The sequence below is a fragment of the Flavobacterium sp. genome (assembly GCF_044368625.1).
Lineage (GTDB): Bacteria > Bacteroidota > Bacteroidia > Flavobacteriales > Flavobacteriaceae > Flavobacterium.
Genome location: NZ_JBIPPD010000007.1, coordinates 19,325 through 34,159 on the forward strand (window position 1 = coordinate 19,325; position 14,835 = coordinate 34,159).

The 14,835-nt window shown below is 34.5% G+C and carries 16 protein-coding genes and 1 riboswitch; of the genes, 4 read left to right on the plus strand and 12 right to left on the minus strand.

The genetic code is table 11. The features are described 5' to 3' along the window. Window positions 1-10 precede the first annotated feature (10 nt). From ACIQ2X_RS01205 to ACIQ2X_RS01220, 4 genes are all read right to left on the minus strand, one after another. A complete protein-coding gene (locus ACIQ2X_RS01205; protein ID WP_396177047.1) occupies window positions 11-961 on the minus strand; it encodes a YARHG domain-containing protein in 951 nt (316 codons plus the stop codon). 125 nt (window positions 962-1,086) lie between these two features. Continuing rightward, a complete protein-coding gene (locus ACIQ2X_RS01210; protein WP_396177048.1) occupies window positions 1,087-2,406 on the minus strand; it encodes a dihydrolipoamide acetyltransferase family protein in 1,320 nt (439 codons plus the stop codon). A gap of 165 nt (window positions 2,407-2,571) precedes the next feature. After that, window positions 2,572-3,732 (minus strand): glycosyltransferase family 2 protein, encoded by a 1,161-nt coding sequence (locus tag ACIQ2X_RS01215; RefSeq protein ID WP_396177049.1) that lies wholly within the window; start codon window positions 3,730-3,732, stop codon window positions 2,572-2,574. Between the two features lie 192 nt (window positions 3,733-3,924). Continuing rightward, window positions 3,925-4,230 (minus strand): hypothetical protein, encoded by a 306-nt coding sequence (locus tag ACIQ2X_RS01220; protein WP_396177050.1) that lies wholly within the window; start codon window positions 4,228-4,230, stop codon window positions 3,925-3,927. A gap of 130 nt (window positions 4,231-4,360) precedes the next feature. Here ACIQ2X_RS01220 and ACIQ2X_RS01225 point away from each other — a divergent pair, with 130 nt between their 5' ends. Both ACIQ2X_RS01225 and ACIQ2X_RS01230 read left to right on the plus strand, forming a co-directional pair. Further along, on the plus strand, window positions 4,361-4,936 hold the full coding sequence (locus tag ACIQ2X_RS01225; RefSeq protein WP_396177063.1) for a pseudouridine synthase: 576 nt from the start codon (window positions 4,361-4,363) through the stop codon (window positions 4,934-4,936). An 18-nt stretch (window positions 4,937-4,954) separates the two neighbouring features. After that, complete coding sequence (locus tag ACIQ2X_RS01230) at window positions 4,955-5,416, plus strand: tRNA (cytidine(34)-2'-O)-methyltransferase (protein WP_396177051.1); 462 nt, start codon at window positions 4,955-4,957, stop codon at window positions 5,414-5,416. On the opposite strand, the gene ACIQ2X_RS01235 is transcribed toward ACIQ2X_RS01230, so the two are convergent. Genes ACIQ2X_RS01235 through ACIQ2X_RS01245 form a run of 3 tightly spaced genes read right to left on the minus strand, consistent with a single transcriptional unit; the run spans window position 5,413 to window position 8,387 of the window. Further along, window positions 5,413-6,207 carry an ABC transporter ATP-binding protein gene (locus ACIQ2X_RS01235; RefSeq protein ID WP_396177052.1) on the minus strand — a complete coding sequence of 265 codons (795 nt, stop codon included), beginning with the start codon at window positions 6,205-6,207 and terminating at the stop codon, window positions 5,413-5,415. The two genes, ACIQ2X_RS01230 and ACIQ2X_RS01235, sit on opposite strands and share 4 nt — an antisense overlap. Window positions 6,208-6,214: 7 nt before the next feature. Continuing rightward, window positions 6,215-7,240 (minus strand): iron chelate uptake ABC transporter family permease subunit, encoded by a 1,026-nt coding sequence (locus ACIQ2X_RS01240; RefSeq protein WP_396177053.1) that lies wholly within the window; start codon window positions 7,238-7,240, stop codon window positions 6,215-6,217. A gap of 4 nt (window positions 7,241-7,244) precedes the next feature. Next, entirely contained in the window at window positions 7,245-8,387 is a 1,143-nt protein-coding gene (locus ACIQ2X_RS01245; RefSeq protein ID WP_396177054.1) for an ABC transporter substrate-binding protein, read from the minus strand. A 127-nt stretch (window positions 8,388-8,514) separates the two neighbouring features. Then, a riboswitch (cobalamin riboswitch) is annotated at window positions 8,515-8,777 on the plus strand. Between the two features lie 30 nt (window positions 8,778-8,807). On the opposite strand from ACIQ2X_RS01245, the gene ACIQ2X_RS01250 reads away from it, so the two are divergent. Together ACIQ2X_RS01250 and ACIQ2X_RS01255 are read left to right on the plus strand one after the other, a co-directional pair. After that, on the plus strand, window positions 8,808-10,643 hold the full coding sequence (locus ACIQ2X_RS01250) for a TonB-dependent receptor plug domain-containing protein (protein WP_396177055.1): 1,836 nt from the start codon (window positions 8,808-8,810) through the stop codon (window positions 10,641-10,643). A gap of 3 nt (window positions 10,644-10,646) precedes the next feature. After that, a complete protein-coding gene (locus ACIQ2X_RS01255; protein WP_396177056.1) occupies window positions 10,647-11,693 on the plus strand; it encodes a YncE family protein in 1,047 nt (348 codons plus the stop codon). Between the two features lie 70 nt (window positions 11,694-11,763). Here the strand turns inward: ACIQ2X_RS01255 and ACIQ2X_RS01260 are convergent, their stop codons facing one another. From ACIQ2X_RS01260 to ACIQ2X_RS01280, 5 genes are all read right to left on the minus strand, one after another. Further along, the gene (locus ACIQ2X_RS01260; RefSeq protein ID WP_396177057.1) at window positions 11,764-12,378 is read right to left on the minus strand and encodes an N-acetylmuramoyl-L-alanine amidase; all 615 of its coding nucleotides are present in this window, start codon (window positions 12,376-12,378) and stop codon (window positions 11,764-11,766) included. Between the two features lie 335 nt (window positions 12,379-12,713). Beyond that, complete coding sequence (locus ACIQ2X_RS01265; protein ID WP_396177058.1) at window positions 12,714-13,106, minus strand: hypothetical protein; 393 nt, start codon at window positions 13,104-13,106, stop codon at window positions 12,714-12,716. Beyond that, the gene (locus ACIQ2X_RS01270) at window positions 13,103-13,285 is read right to left on the minus strand and encodes a hypothetical protein (protein ID WP_396177059.1); all 183 of its coding nucleotides are present in this window, start codon (window positions 13,283-13,285) and stop codon (window positions 13,103-13,105) included. The genes ACIQ2X_RS01265 and ACIQ2X_RS01270 overlap by 4 nt, the downstream gene beginning before the upstream one ends. An 88-nt stretch (window positions 13,286-13,373) precedes the next feature. Further along, on the minus strand, window positions 13,374-13,859 hold the full coding sequence (locus tag ACIQ2X_RS01275; RefSeq protein WP_396177060.1) for a hypothetical protein: 486 nt from the start codon (window positions 13,857-13,859) through the stop codon (window positions 13,374-13,376). Further along, window positions 13,856-14,701, minus strand: a complete 846-nt coding sequence (locus tag ACIQ2X_RS01280) for a hypothetical protein (RefSeq protein ID WP_396177061.1) — start codon at window positions 14,699-14,701, stop codon at window positions 13,856-13,858. Before ACIQ2X_RS01280 ends, ACIQ2X_RS01275 begins: the two co-directional genes overlap by 4 nt. Window positions 14,702-14,835: the final 134 nt, after the last annotated feature.

A 14,835-nucleotide genomic window follows, 5' to 3' on the forward strand; every position in this document is an offset into this window, starting at 1 on the left:
TTAACCCACATTATCTTCCAAAAGTATCGTAGTATTCTTCCGCATTTTGCTCATAACGAAGGAGCAAATCGATGTTTTTCTTTTCGATTTCGGTCAATTCATCTTTTACATCACCAAAAACAGGCATATACCAATCAAATAGTTCAAAATACATGCGTAATTGCTTATCTCGAAAAGCGAATCCGTGACGAGCAAAAATAGAATTTCTAAGTATAAATATATCGGCTTTTGATAAGTTAGAAACGAAATCTGAAGTCAGTTCTTCGTTTGAAGCATTTTTTTCGAAGAGCTTTTCTGTAGTTGCATAATATTCGTTATCAATATACTCTTCAACCTTTCCCTCAATTGTATCTATTGCATAAATATGTTCTTTTGACCAATCAGTGTCAAAGAAGGTTATATCTAATTCTTGTTCTTTATTGTAAGCAAAAAGTTTCTTTTTTAAATCAAAATTTCGCTTGTAAATCTTTAATTCAGAATGTCGGTATGCTTCCCAATTTCCTTTCATCACAGAATCGGTCTTTTTTATTTGGATTGAAAAACTTCCATCTGTTTTTGCTTTTTTGTACTCATCAACTTTTATTGTAAAACCAGATGTATTTGTGAACAATACACCTTTAAACGGACTAATATATCCGGCAGAAATTGAATGACCAATAATGGAATCTCCTTTAATCTCATCTATCGAAAATGTAATTTTTCTCGTAATTAAATTTGAGTTTTTTTCATCTCCATAAATTGTATCCATTTCTTCATCCGATAAATTGGCATTAAAATCGCCAACCCAATACCCTAGCAAATCTTCTTTGCTGTTTACAACCAAACTATTACTAACCTTTGGTTCTACAAATTGAATTTCTTCAAAGCTTTGCTTAGCAACAAACTTTTTTTCATTTTTAATTGCCTCTTTACAAGAAATAGTGAGAAACACGATACAGGTTAATGGATATAAAAATTTCATGAAATGGATATATTAAGTCAAAATTAACAAAAAAACCCAACACTTTACAGCATTGGGTTTTGTATTTTTTTGATTCTGAAACAATCCCGTCTCAAAGTTTCGAGATCGGGACAGGTTGACAAAAATTAGTAATCTCTGTTTGGGTCAAACGCTTCCAAATATTCGGCTACACGTTTTACAAAACTACCACCTAAGGCACCATCGACAACGCGGTGGTCATAGGAGTGCGACAAGAACATTTTTTGACGGATTCCGATAAAGTCGCCCTCCGGTGTTTCAATAACCGCTGGTACTTTTCGGATGGCTCCAAGTGCAAGAATTCCCACCTGTGGCTGGTTGATAATTGGAGTTCCAAAAACGCTTCCAAATGTTCCCACATTAGTAACGGTGTACGTTCCACCTTGTGTATCGTCTGGTTTTAATTTGCCTGCTTTTGCTCTATTTCCTAAATCGTTTACGGCTTTTGCCATACCTACTAAATTGAGTTGATCGGCATTTTTGATTACCGGTACAATTAAATTTCCGTTTGGCAATGCGGCTGCCATACCGAGATTGATGTTTTTCTTTTTGATGATATAGTCACCATCTACAGAAATATTCATACCCGGAAAATCTTTCAAAGCTTTTGCAACGGCTTCCATCATAATTGGTGTGAAAGTCAGTTTCTCGCCTTCGCGTTTTTCAAATGCCACTTTTACTTTGTCCCTCCATTTTACGATATTGGTTACATCTACCTCGATAAACGACTGCACGTGGGCCGAAGTTTGCACCGAAGCTACCATATATCCGGAGATTAATTTTCGCATTCGGTCCATTTCGATAATCTCGTCTCCACCGTTTACGGAAACCGGGACAGCTTTAGCGGCTTTTGCAGGTTGTAGGTTCTGTCCTGAAACTTCGGGAGTAATCGGTTGAGCAACAGCTTGAACAGGTGCAGCTTTTGTTGTATTTTTTTGATCGGCTACATATTTTAAAATATCGTCCTTTGTAACTCTTCCTTCTTTCCCTGAACCGGCAATTGCTTCTAGTTGAGCCACCGAAATCCCTTCTTCTTTGGCAATATTTTTAACCAAAGGCGAAAAGAATTTTTCCGAATCATTAAAGTTTGCTGGTGCTGAAATTTCTTTTGCAACTTCGACTTCTTTTTCAATAGTTAGTGCAGCTGCTGAAATTTCTGCTGAAGGCACATCAACGGCTACTCCGCCTGAAACTTCAATGTAAGCGATGGTTTGTCCTACTTGAACGACATCGTCTACTTGAAATAAAATTTCGGAAAGAATTCCGGAAACTTCTGATGGTACTTCTGAGTCGACCTTGTCGGTTGCTATTTCAAGTACTGCTTCATCTGCTTCAATAGGGTCGCCCACTTTTTTAAGCCAATTGGTAATTGTTGCTTCTGCGACGCTTTCTCCCATTTTAGGAAGTTTCAATTCAAACTTTGCCATATTATTAACCTAAAGGTGATTTTTATATTTAAAATGCAAAAATAATCATATTTTTGATTTTACACTATCAAATATGTAATTTTTACATCCCTTGTATTACTGCATACAAAGCTACAGCATTTTTTATTTAATAAAAATAACTTTGACAGGATTTTACTGCTATTTTTAAAACAAAAGTACTTCGCCTCGATCATTGCTGCTGTTACTTCCGATGATAAAATCAGCTTTTTCAGGCTTGACTTTAAATCGTATGCCTGCATTTTTACTTTTTTCAAAAATTGCTATACATTCTTTGTAAGAGAAAGTGTTGGCATCCAAAATAATTTCGGTAATCGTATTGTTGTCCAAAATTTGGGTGCCTCTTTTTTTATCCAAAATACGATAGAAACAGTCTATTTTCGAATGTAACCTGTATTCCAATTTATTTTTTAATTGTTCGTCGTTAGAATAAAGAACGTATTTTATGGGCTGACCTTCAGAAAGTCTGCTTTTATTTTTCATTTTGAAAATGGCAAAAAACAGCATACCCAATTTCATAAAAGCACTGAAAAACAAAGAACCTTTCATGTGTTTGCTGTAAAATATTTCCATACCCTGCTGAAAACGTTGCCGGTATTTTTCGTCCCTTACCGTACTTTCTCCTTTATAATGAATAACGGTGGTTTCGGCAAAATAGTAGTTCTGCAAACCTAATTTTAAAGCACTAAATGATAAATCAATGTCTTCGCCGTACATGAAATACTTTTCGTCAAAGCCACCGAGTTGCTGATATGTTTCTTTTTTTAAAACCATAAAAGCACCCACTAAAATATCTACTTTGCCCGAAGTATTTTCATCCAAATGTTGGGCATAATATTTTTGAAAAGCTTTTACTCTTGGGAAAATTTTATACAACCCCGCCATTTTTGAAAAAGCAACCCAAGGAGTTGGAATTCCTCTTTTGGATTCAGGCAGAAAATTTCCGGTTCCATCTATAAGTTTGCAACCTATAATTCCCAAGTTGGCTTTATTCTCGGCGAAAGCCAAAATTTTTATAAAGCTATCTTCGGCCACGACGGTATCGGGATTTAGAATGCATACAAATGTTCCTTTGGCACGTTGGACTCCAATGTTATTCCCTTTTGGGAAACCCAAATTTTCCTTGTTTTCAATAAGAATTACGTTGGGAAACAGCGATTTGACCATTTCGCAACTATCATCTGGCGAATTATTATCGACCACAATAATTTCAGCATCAAGGCCTTGAATAGACTTCAGGACACTTTTAAGGCAATGCTCTAAAAAATATCGCACGTTGTAATTGAGAATGACGACTGATAATTGCATAATGCGAATATAAGTAAAGTTTAAAACTATTTAGACTTTGGTCTTCTCATATTCCAAATCTTTCAAAGCATTAGTACCATAGAATAATTTTTACGGCAGATTTTGGCAGTAAAAAGCTATTATTTTGAAGTACTTTATCTCAACTTATATAGGAAATCAATTGATAGCAACAAGAAATATTACCAGAAAAATTTAATCCTCATTACTAGGGAATTCTTCTGGATTGGGATTGGAGTTAAAATCTTTGTGTTCTGCTGTTTCAGGTGTTTGATGAATTGATTCTGTTGGAGTGCCTGCTTTTGGCGTTGGTTTCGAATTTTCTAAATCTTGGTTTACATACCTCGCACGATCCACTTGATTGGTGCGTCCTTCAACATCTTTTTCAACTTCTTTTTTCAACCCTGGTGTGGACTGATTGTTATTTTCCACAACATTTTTTCTGCGGAATCCTTCGTTTAAGGATTGTTCATTTGCTGAACTTTTTTTGGACTTTTCCATAGTTTTTCAATTAAATACATTTTGCGCTTTTTTGGTGAAGTTACAGCTATACCATTTAAAAATGCAAATTCATTAACATTGTTTTAATCCTACAAACCCTTTACCTTTGCGCGAATTAATTCACAATATGTTGCACCGCCACTTTATGATCTACAAACCGTACGGCTTTTTGAGTCAATTTGTTTACGAACAAAAACGAAAAAAAAAGCTTTTGGGTGTTTTACATGATTTTCCAGATGGCACAATGGCAATTGGTCGGTTGGATGAAGACTCTGAGGGACTGCTTTTATTGACTACAGACGGAAAAGTAAGTCAAGCCGTGAGAAGCAAAAAGGTTTTAAAGGAATATTATGTCCAAGTGGACGGAATAATTACCGATGAAGCGATAGATTTGCTCAAAAAAGGTGTCGAGATTGGTTTTGATGGCGAAAAATACACGACCTTACCCTGCGAAGCAAAAAAAATTGAGAATCCTAATTTTGAAATTCGTTCAAAAAAAGTACGTGACGACCGACACGGCCCAACGTCTTGGGCTTCAATCACTGTTAGCGAAGGTAAATTTAGGCAAGTGCGAAAAATGACAGCTGCAGTTGGTTTTCCAACCTTGCGATTGGTTCGTGTTCGTGTTGGAAACGTACATTTGAACCAAATGAAATCGGGAGAAGTTGTTGAAATTACTGATTTACTGGAAAAAGTGCTTTCTTAAAATTTAAAAAAAGATACGATGTTGAATATTGTTTTAGTGGAACCGGAAATCCCCAATAATACCGGAAATATTGGCCGATTATGTGTGGGCACCGAGAACAGATTGCATTTGATTCATCCGTTTGGATTTGAAATTACCGACAAAAACCTAAAGCGTTCCGGTTTGGATTATTGGGTTCATCTCGATTGGCATCAGTACCAAAATATTGCCGAATGGCGTGAACAAATTCAGGATGTGTCGCGTGTTTTTTTGTTCAGTTCGCATGCTACTCAATCGTATTTGGATGCCGAATTTCAAGACGGAGATTGGTTGGTTTTTGGAAAAGAATCGGTGGGTTTAAGTCCTGAACTTTTGGCTGAATTCCATAATCATCTGAAAATTCCAATTTCGCCTTTGGTCCGAAGTTATAATTTGGCCAATGCTGTAGCGTTTGTCATTGGCGAAGCAAAACGACAGTTGCAGGTAAAATCGAAAATTTAATCTACTGCATTTCCAAAAATAAATTTCCCTTTTTCTCGATCGAAGCCAATATTTTTATGATCAAAGAGCGTGTTAAAAATTCCAGTTTCAATCAATTGACAAGGTTGAGCTTGAATGGTTTTTTCGGGTGTCATCACAATCATTTCATCGCAAAGTTGGATGGCCAAATCAATATCGTGCGTTGAAAAAAGAATGCATTTATCTGTTTCTTTAGCTAGTTTTTGGAGCAATTGCAATAACGAAAATTTATGCAACAAATCCAAATGAGTCGTGGGTTCGTCCAAAATTATTAGCGGAGTGTCTTGTGCCAAAGCCCTTGCGATTAGCACTTTTTGCAATTGTCCGTCACTGATTTCAAAATGTTTGAGATGAACTAAATGTTCAATTTGCGTCAAGCGAATGGCCTCGTTTACTTTTACAATATCTTCGGTTGTCAAAGTTCCAAGCCAGTTCGTGTAAGGCTGTCTCCCCAAAGCAATTAATTCAAAAACCGTTAAATTACTAGGTGGCAAGGAGTCTGTTAGCACCACACTCATTTGTTGGGCTAAATCTTTTGCCGAATAGTTGTCAATATTTTTTTGGTGTAGTAAAACAGTTCCGTCAAGCGGTTTTTGGATCCCAGTGATTGTTTTTAGCAAAGTCGATTTCCCAATTCCATTTACTCCAATCAATGCGATTAGTGTTCCTTTTTGCATTATTATTTTCACATCCGATGCGACGATTTTCTGAATATTTTTGTTCCGATAACCTATGGAAATGGGATTGGCTTCTAAAATAATTTGATTTTCCATAGGTCAACTATTGAATATTTTTTTTTCCAATCAGTAACCAAATCACTACTGGAGCCCCCATTATTGAAGTGATGGCATTGATGGGCAAAGGCATTGATAAAAATGGCATTTGCGAAATAAGATCACAAAGCAACATCAAAATTCCACCTATTAGTAACGTACTAAAAAATAATGTTTTATGATTACTTGTTTGAAAAAGTAGTTTTGCAATATGCGGTACCGCCAAGCCAACAAAAGCAATAGGTCCGGCAAAAGCGGTGATACTTCCGGCTAAAATACTTGTCGCGATGATGATTATGAACCGTGCCTTTTTAAAATTCAAACCCACACTTTTGGCATAATTTTCTCCTAGCAATAAAGCGTCCAGCGACTTGATACTCAACATACTCAAAATCAAACCAAAACCGACAGTTATTCCTAAAACTCCAACCGAATTCCACGATAAGTTTCCTAAATTTCCCATCGACCAAAACGTAAATTTCTGCAATTGTTCGGCGGTACTGAAATAGCTCAAAACATTGACAATTGCTCCGGCAAAACTCCCGAACATCAATCCAACAATCAATATCGACATTGTATTTCGTAATCTTTGTGCGACAATTAATATGGCCAAAACGACGAAAAAACTTCCCAAACACGAGGCGAAGACAATTCCGTAACTGGATAAAACAGCTGTATTTAAAAATCCGGGCAAAAATCCCGCTCCTAAAATAACAAAAGCGACTCCCAAACTTGAGCCAGAACTCAATCCCAAAACGTAAGGTCCTGCTAAAGGATTTCGGAATAAGGTTTGCATTAAAAGTCCGCTGATGGACAAACCCATTCCAACCAAAACTGCTGTAATGGCTTTTGGTAATCTAAAATTTAAAATGATGTAATCCCAAGTTGATTTTGAGGTTTCTTGTCCCGTTAAAATTTTGAAAATTTCCTTTAATGGAATTGAAACTTGTCCTGAAATTAAATCCAATACAAAAAAGCACACTAGTATAAAAGTGAAGCTTGTAAATAATATATAATGGCTTTTTGAATACATCTTTTTACTGAATCTGTTCAAAAAAGTAAGGTTTATAATTTGGCAAAAGTTCAGGATGAAAAATCCAAACCAAATCTTTTAAAACCAAATCCGGTCGATTTGGAGCCAATTCGTAATACAAATTTCCTCCTGTTTTTCCTTTTTTGTTGCTAAAAGAATATACTTTTTTATTTCTAAAAGCAGTAAATTGATTGTAATGCGGATTTGCTTTTTGCATTTCTTTTACAGTTGCAAATTGTCCGGAAGTAATCCAAAAATCAGCGTCTTTTGCTATTTCAAAAACCGCTTCAAAAGACAAAGCCAAACTACCCGTTCCATTTGTTTCTGCCCATAAATATTGACCTCCAGCCTCTTTTATAAGTTGAGAACCCCAACTAGAACCTTTAGGCAAATACCAGTTTCCTTCAAAAATATCTCCAGCCAAAACGGTTGGTTTGTTCTTTACCGTTCGAGCCAAATGTACGGTGTTTACATATTCCTTTTCGATGGATTTAAAAATAGAATCCGCTTGTTTTTCTTTTCCGTACAAAACGCCAAAAAACTTGATCCATTCTGCTTTTCCCAACGGCGTTTGTTCGTTCCAATCGCCGTTTAACATTATTTTGATACCGCTTTTTTCTAAATTATCCAACGTTGGATTCTTATTGTCGATGCCGTAACCTATAAAAATATCAGGATTTAAATCAATAATAACTTCGGTATTTAAATCTTGATTTTGCCCTAATTCTTTTACTTTGCCTTGCTCAATTAATGAACGAACTTTTTCGGATGAAATGTAATTTAAATTAGGAAAACCCACTAGCGTTTTTTCCACTTCTAGCATTTCTAGCGAAGGAATATGTGTGGTAGAAGTAACAACAATACTTTTTACAGGAACAGCAATTGTGGTAAACTGATGCAAACTGTCGGGCACAATCCCGTTTTTTTCCTTTAAAATGTAGGTGTATTTTTTAGTTGCGTTTGGCCAAGGATTTACCACATTTATAACCGAATATCCATTGTATTTGTGAATGGAAAATCCTTTTGCATGCTTTACCTTATTGGTAACTGAAGTGATTTCTTTCGAAACGGTAGCTGTTTCTTTTTTGCAACCAAAAACTAAAATAAGGGCGAAAAGAAAGATGAATTTGAAGGTAAAAAGTTTCATTAAAATAAATTTATACGATGCAAAGGTAGCAGTTATAATCAATTTTTTAGAAATAATTCCCATTCGCTCCAAAACACGGGAACAATAATTTTTATAAAACAAGGGTGATAATTCAATTAAAAAACTATTTTTGCACCCGAATTAAGGTTGTGATTTTACGTTGAAATCACATTAAAAGGGAATTTGGTTCAAAACCAAAGCTGTTCCCGCAACTGTAAGCTATAAAGCTTGTTGTACACTACAAAACCACTGTTTGAAATTTAGGAATTGGGAATTTTTAGCATTAGGAAATAAAATCCTAAATCGATAAACCTCAAATCTTCAATCAAAAATGGGAAGGTACACAACAAGACGCAAGCCAGGAGACCTGCCTTTTTTTGTAACCAATATCGAATCTTCGGGAAAAAAGATTCAGGAATTATGACTTTACGATTGTATCTATTTTTGTGTGGAATTTTATGCTGCCCGTTTACACTGGCACAAACTCGTCCTGCGATTCCGTTACAGGAAGTTGAAGTGGCCGACAAAAAACTGCAGCAGTATTCGGAATCCCAAAACGTTCAACAACTCCCCGATTCCATCATCCGAAAAAATCAGCCATCACTTACTAATTTATTGAACTTTTCGACGGGAATTTATTTCAAAGAAAACGGATTGGGGATGGTTTCGTCGCCTTCGTTTCGAGGCACCACCGCTCAGCAAACTGCAGTAGTCTGGAACGGAATCAACATTAATTCGCAGTTAACGGGTCAAACGGATTTCAATACCATAACCACTTCTGATTTTAATTCCATAGATGTTCGTGCTGGCGGAGGAAGTTCGCTTTACGGCACCAGTGCGATTGGGGGAAGCATTCATTTGAACACCGATTTGAGTTTTAAAAATAATTTTTCCAACCGGTTGCGACTGGACTACGGGAGTTTTTCGACGGTAGGAATCAATTATCAACTGCAACATTCGGATGAAAAATTAAGCTTTTTTGGAAGTATTTCGCGCAATCGTTCGGATAATGATTACGATTATTTGGATTCTGATTTATCCAATTTAAACGGACAATTTATCAATTCGAGTTTCAATGTGGGTTTCGGGTACAAAATTAACTCTCGAAATATCTTGAAAATTTACAGCCAGTTTTACGATGGAGAGCGGCATTTTTCATTGATAAATCCTACAGATACCCGAACCAAATACCAAGATTTTACCACCCGAAATTTAGCCGACTTTACAAACTATGCTGGCCATTTTACTTCAAACCTCAAATTGGGTTTTTTGAGTGAAGAATACCGTTACTTTGAAAGTATCGATACTAATTTTTTCACGTTTGGAAATGTAGAAACGCTTTTGGCAAAATACAATTTGAACTATAAATTTAACTCTAAAATTCAAACGGATTTTGTTGCTGATTTTACTCAAAATAAGGGAGATGGATCGAATATTGAACCCGAAAAACGCTCTATTTCTGGTGTTGGAATACAGTTTAAACACATTGTAAATGGAAAATTTTTATACGATTGGAGTTTGAGAAAAGAAGTAACAAACAATTATAAAAGTCCGCTTTTGTACTCCATTGGCACGCAATTTAAGCCGTATACGTTTTACACTTTAAAAGTCAATGTTTCGCAAAATTTTAGAATTCCAACTTTTAACGATTTGTATTGGCAAGGTGCTGGAAATCCCGATTTAGGCCCCGAAAAGTCTTTTCAAAGTGAAATTGGCAATGTTTTTCAATGGAAAAGTTTTACGTTAACTGCTACTCTTTTTCATTCCAAAATTAAAGATATGATTCGCTGGCTTCCGCAAAATGGCGGTATTTTCAAGCCCAATAATACCGAAAGGGTTTTGATTTATGGAAGCGAATGCTCTATAAATTATCACAAAAAAATCGAACAGCATCATTTTGATATCCGTGCGAATTATTCGTACACGAAATCCGAAAACGAAGCTACGGGAAAGCAACTTACTTTTGTCCCGTTTCACAAGACAACTGCATCATTGGCATATTCTTACCGCCACTTTACAGCCTTTTTGAACAATGTATTTGTTGGCAAAGTATTTACCCAAACGGATAATAATCCAAAAAAAGTGATCGAAGATTATGCCGTTTCAAATGTGGGTTGCAGTATTGATTTTGATAAAAAAAATAAGTATGTTATTGGATTTCAAGTCCTAAATGCATGGAATAAAAACTACGAAAGCGTAGAAAACAGACCGCTTCCCGGTCGAAATTACACCTTAAATTTAACCCTTAATTTTTAGAATATGAAGTTTACTCAATTGTTTGTAATGGCATTTATCAGTTCCCTTTTATTAGTTTCCTGCAGCGACGACACTGATGGAATTGTAGCACCAGAAGTACCACTTGGAGCATACGATAACGGAGTTTTAATTGTCAATGAAGGAAATGGTTCTGCAGGAACGATTTCATTTGTAAGTAATGATTTGATGCAAATTGGCCAAGATATTTTTGGAGCAGTAAATCCGGGCGTAGGAATTGGAGGTTATGTCCAGTCTGTATTTTTTGACGGCGATCGCGCTTTTATTATATCGAATGGTTCCAATAAAATTACAGTTGTCAATCGGTATACTTTTGAAATAATAGGAAAAATAGAAACAGGATTTAACATTCCTAGATACGGTGTGGTTGAAAATGGAAAAGCATACGTGACGAATTTAGCAAGTTTTTCGAATTTAACAGACGACTTTTTAGCGGTCATCAACTTGAATACGTTGCAGGTTGAAAGCACAATTGCAGTTAATGCGATTGCGGAACGAATTGAAAAAGCAAATGGAAAATTGTTTGTGGCAAACGGAAGTTACGGCGACGGGAACACAGTAACTGTCATTAACCCAGCTACAGCCTCTGTTGAAAGTACGATTGACGTTGGGATTTCGCCTAATTCACTAAAAGAAGAAAACGGTTTTATGTATGTTTTATGTGGAAATTATAGTGATGATAGTAAATTGGTTAAAATAAATTTAGCTACAAATCAAAAAGTTTCTGAAATTACAATGACCGGATTAGTAAGTGCTCAAAACTTGAATATAGATGGGAATAAATTGTACTTTACCGTAAATTCTGCTGTTTTTAGTGCCGATATTACAGCAACAACGATTAGTTCGACACCTTTATTTACAAGTACAGCAACCACTTTATATGGCTTTGGAGTAGAAGATGGAAAAATTTTCGTTGGCGATGCTAAAGATTATGCCTCAGATGGTGAAGTATTTATTTACAACAACAGTGGCGTTTTACAAAAACAATTTAATGTTGGTTTAAACCCCAATGGATTTTATTTCAATGATTAACTACTTTGGGATTTATAAAAAAAGGGCTTGTATCGAAATACAAGCCCTTTTTCATTGGAAAAAAAAGAGGTTAAAGTGTTGAAATTAACTCTAAAATCGTTGCTGCTATTTTTTCTTGTTGATTTTCATCAGTAAGGTATTTTCGGTCATTTTCATTTGACAAAAAACCCAACTCAACAGTAATTGTGGGATATTCAGAGTCTCTCAAAAGCAAGAAATTGGCTTCTTTCACACCTCTTGATTTCAGATTGTGATTGGTAACAAATCTATTATTTAAATCTTCCGCTATTTTTTTGGCATCTTCATACTTTGCATTTTTTGGCGAAACATAAAATTCTACACCAGAAACTTCAGCATTTTTGTTTCCATTCACGTGAAGCGAAAGTACTAAATCGGGTTTTAAGTCATTAATTAGCTTTGCACGGTCTTGCAAAGAAATAAAACTATCATCTGTACGCGTCAAATGAATGTTTACATTTTGATTGAAATTGCTGTTTTTAATTTTCTGAGCAATAGATGCTACAATTTCTTTTTCCGAATAACCTGCGGTTTTCATTCCGTCATCGTGACCGCCATGACCTGCATCAATAACTACGGTAATGGTTTTCTTAGGATCATTGTTTGGAGAAGAGGCAAACGCTCCCAAGCTCAAAAAGAGCAGACATAAAGTTATTTTTGAATTCATTTGCATAAAGTTGGTTTTAAAGGTTGTTTATTATAGCGGCTGTGTTTGTGATTTATTTTACACTTGTAAATCAATTATGATTTATACTGAAATAAGATGACTTTACGTTTTGCAGATGCCAAAGGTTGCTGACTAAGAAAGCATATTCTTTCGAATAAACTTTTTGCTACAAGGATAAAACTAAATTTCCATTAAGCCTTTAGACGCCATACCAGCAGAATGCGGTTGCAGGGTGTATTGATTCATTTACCATATAGCATATTGCACTTTGCAAGCAAAATATTCTTCACCTTCTTTTTGAACAGCATATATATTAAACTTACTTAATATCTGTTTTAAATTATCGAATTCGACATACTTATTTCATCTTCTTCTAAAAAATTTTTTAATTTTTTTATATCAACTTTTTCTCTTTCATTACGAGTTATTTCATTAGACCAATAATAAAAATTTACAATGGGTAATGTGCTAGTAGAACCTCTAACCCAAATGATTTTTTCTAAACCATTATTAACATCTAATTTAAGCTCTACACTTTTAGCATCATTAAATTTCCCGTAGTATAAAATATATTGCCTAGAAACAATTGAATCATTCTTGATAAAACTATTTCTATCGTTATGACTGAACAATATGTATAAATCCTGTTTATGTTCTTTTATTTCTTGAGAGAAAGCCTCTGTGCTTAATATTAGAACAAAAAATATAATGTATTTTAAATTTTTCATAAGCAATCTGATTTAGCGTCCAAAATTTCTAAGTTTTTAAATACGGTTAAGTATTGCCACTGTGGAAAATTTGATTGATGTGAATTAATGTAGTTTTGATAGCCTGCGGTTAGTTCTAAACCAATCCAAGATGTTGCTTGAGCAACTTTTCTTTTCCATTTATTTCCAAAAACATTCATTGCTCTGGTTTTAAAAACAGGATTTCATTGCTTGGCTTGGAGCAGCAACGAAACCCTGTATGTTGTATGCTCAGTAAATTTAAATCATTTACTGAATTCCATATTGTACTTTGCATGCAAAATATTCTTCACCTTCTTTTTGAACAGCATATAAATTAAATTTATTCAAAATCTCTTTTAGATTATTGAACTCTACATATTTTATAATTTCATCTTCTTCTAATAGATTTTTTAAATTTTTTAGGTCAACCTTAACCCTTTCATTGCGATTAACATCATTTGACCAATAATAAAAAATAATCGTAGGTGATGAACTGGTAGCACCTCTAACCCAAATGATTTTTTCTAAACCATTATTAACATCCATTTTAAGTTCTATACTTTTAGCATCGTTAAATTTCCCATAATATATTTCAAATTCTCTAATAACAACTGAATCATTCTTAAAAAATTTATTTCTATCATTTTTACTGAAAAGTATATATAAATCTTGCTTTTCTATGATTACTTCTTGAGAAAAGGCTTTAAGGTTTGAGAAAATTATTAATAAAATATATAATTTTAAATTTTTCATAAACAATCAGATTTAGCATCCAAAACTTCTACATTTTTGAAGAAACGTATATATCCATATTGAGGAATATTAGTTAAATGTGAATTAATATAATTTTGATAGCCCGCAGTTTTTTCCAAACCAATCCACGAAGCTGCTTGTGCCACTTTTCTTTTCCATTTATTTCCAAAAACATTCATTGCTCTGTTTTTAAAAACAGTACTTTCATTATCCCAATCATGGTTAGTGTAGATAAAATTTTCTAATGCTTGTCTGTAAGTAACAATATCAAATGTTGCAGTATTAAATATAATATGAGACCATTCATCATTGTTAATTAAGGTTCCTGCTTGTTGCATTCCGCATAAAAGAACAAAAAGTCTATCGGCAGTATTTAGCGTGTTTAAATCAATATTTTGATAATTAGTCGAAGTGTTGCATAAATTAGAGTTAAACCTTGGGGCTCCTGTACTATCAAAAATTAAATAGTTGGCTTTTTCTAATGAGTTAAACATATAGGCATGAATAAGTTCATGGCTTAGAGTAACAGTCTTCATTAAATTAGAACCATTTTCTACATTCTGAGCGATTGTTATAGTGTAATTATTTGGTAAATCAGCTGAACCTTTAGTGATACCCCAATCCCCAGCCGGTGGTGTACCAATTTTAAACGTTAGTGTTGAACCTGTGTTATCATTAAATTCGGCTAACATTTTAGCATATAAACCGTTTGGTATATCTTTTAGTTTTTTATGAATACAATCTAATTGAGAGTCTTTAAATTCAGGGTCGGAAATTGTAAGGTTTTCAAAATCAACTTCACCTCCGTCTTTAACAGCTTTTATAGCTTCTTTAACAAACAACCAAGACTCACCATTGTTGATATTTGAATTTAGATAATGCTGTGTTCAATTCATAAGTGCAACAAACTTATTATTTAGAGTTTCAATTGGACTAAGATAATTGAATTTTCTAATAGGTCTGTTATTAATTGATA

Bases quoted from the DNA above. Each gene is read 5' to 3' on its own strand.
- ACIQ2X_RS01205 (WP_396177047.1), bottom strand. From the start codon at position 961: ATGAAATTTTTATATCCATTAACCTGTATCGTGTTTCTCACTATTTCT.
- ACIQ2X_RS01210 (WP_396177048.1), bottom strand. From the start codon at position 2,406: ATGGCAAAGTTTGAATTGAAACTTCCTAAAATGGGAGAAAGCGTCGCA.
- ACIQ2X_RS01215 (WP_396177049.1), bottom strand. From the start codon at position 3,732: ATGCAATTATCAGTCGTCATTCTCAATTACAACGTGCGATATTTTTTA.
- ACIQ2X_RS01220 (WP_396177050.1), bottom strand. From the start codon at position 4,230: ATGGAAAAGTCCAAAAAAAGTTCAGCAAATGAACAATCCTTAAACGAA.
- ACIQ2X_RS01230 (WP_396177051.1), top strand. From the start codon at position 4,955: ATGTTGAATATTGTTTTAGTGGAACCGGAAATCCCCAATAATACCGGA.
- ACIQ2X_RS01235 (WP_396177052.1), bottom strand. From the start codon at position 6,207: ATGGAAAATCAAATTATTTTAGAAGCCAATCCCATTTCCATAGGTTAT.
- ACIQ2X_RS01240 (WP_396177053.1), bottom strand. From the start codon at position 7,240: ATGTATTCAAAAAGCCATTATATATTATTTACAAGCTTCACTTTTATA.
- ACIQ2X_RS01245 (WP_396177054.1), bottom strand. From the start codon at position 8,387: ATGAAACTTTTTACCTTCAAATTCATCTTTCTTTTCGCCCTTATTTTA.
- ACIQ2X_RS01250 (WP_396177055.1), top strand. From the start codon at position 8,808: ATGACTTTACGATTGTATCTATTTTTGTGTGGAATTTTATGCTGCCCG.
- ACIQ2X_RS01255 (WP_396177056.1), top strand. From the start codon at position 10,647: ATGAAGTTTACTCAATTGTTTGTAATGGCATTTATCAGTTCCCTTTTA.
- ACIQ2X_RS01260 (WP_396177057.1), bottom strand. From the start codon at position 12,378: ATGAATTCAAAAATAACTTTATGTCTGCTCTTTTTGAGCTTGGGAGCG.
- ACIQ2X_RS01265 (WP_396177058.1), bottom strand. From the start codon at position 13,106: ATGAAAAATTTAAAATACATTATATTTTTTGTTCTAATATTAAGCACA.
- ACIQ2X_RS01270 (WP_396177059.1), bottom strand. From the start codon at position 13,285: ATGAATGTTTTTGGAAATAAATGGAAAAGAAAAGTTGCTCAAGCAACA.
- ACIQ2X_RS01275 (WP_396177060.1), bottom strand. From the start codon at position 13,859: ATGAAAAATTTAAAATTATATATTTTATTAATAATTTTCTCAAACCTT.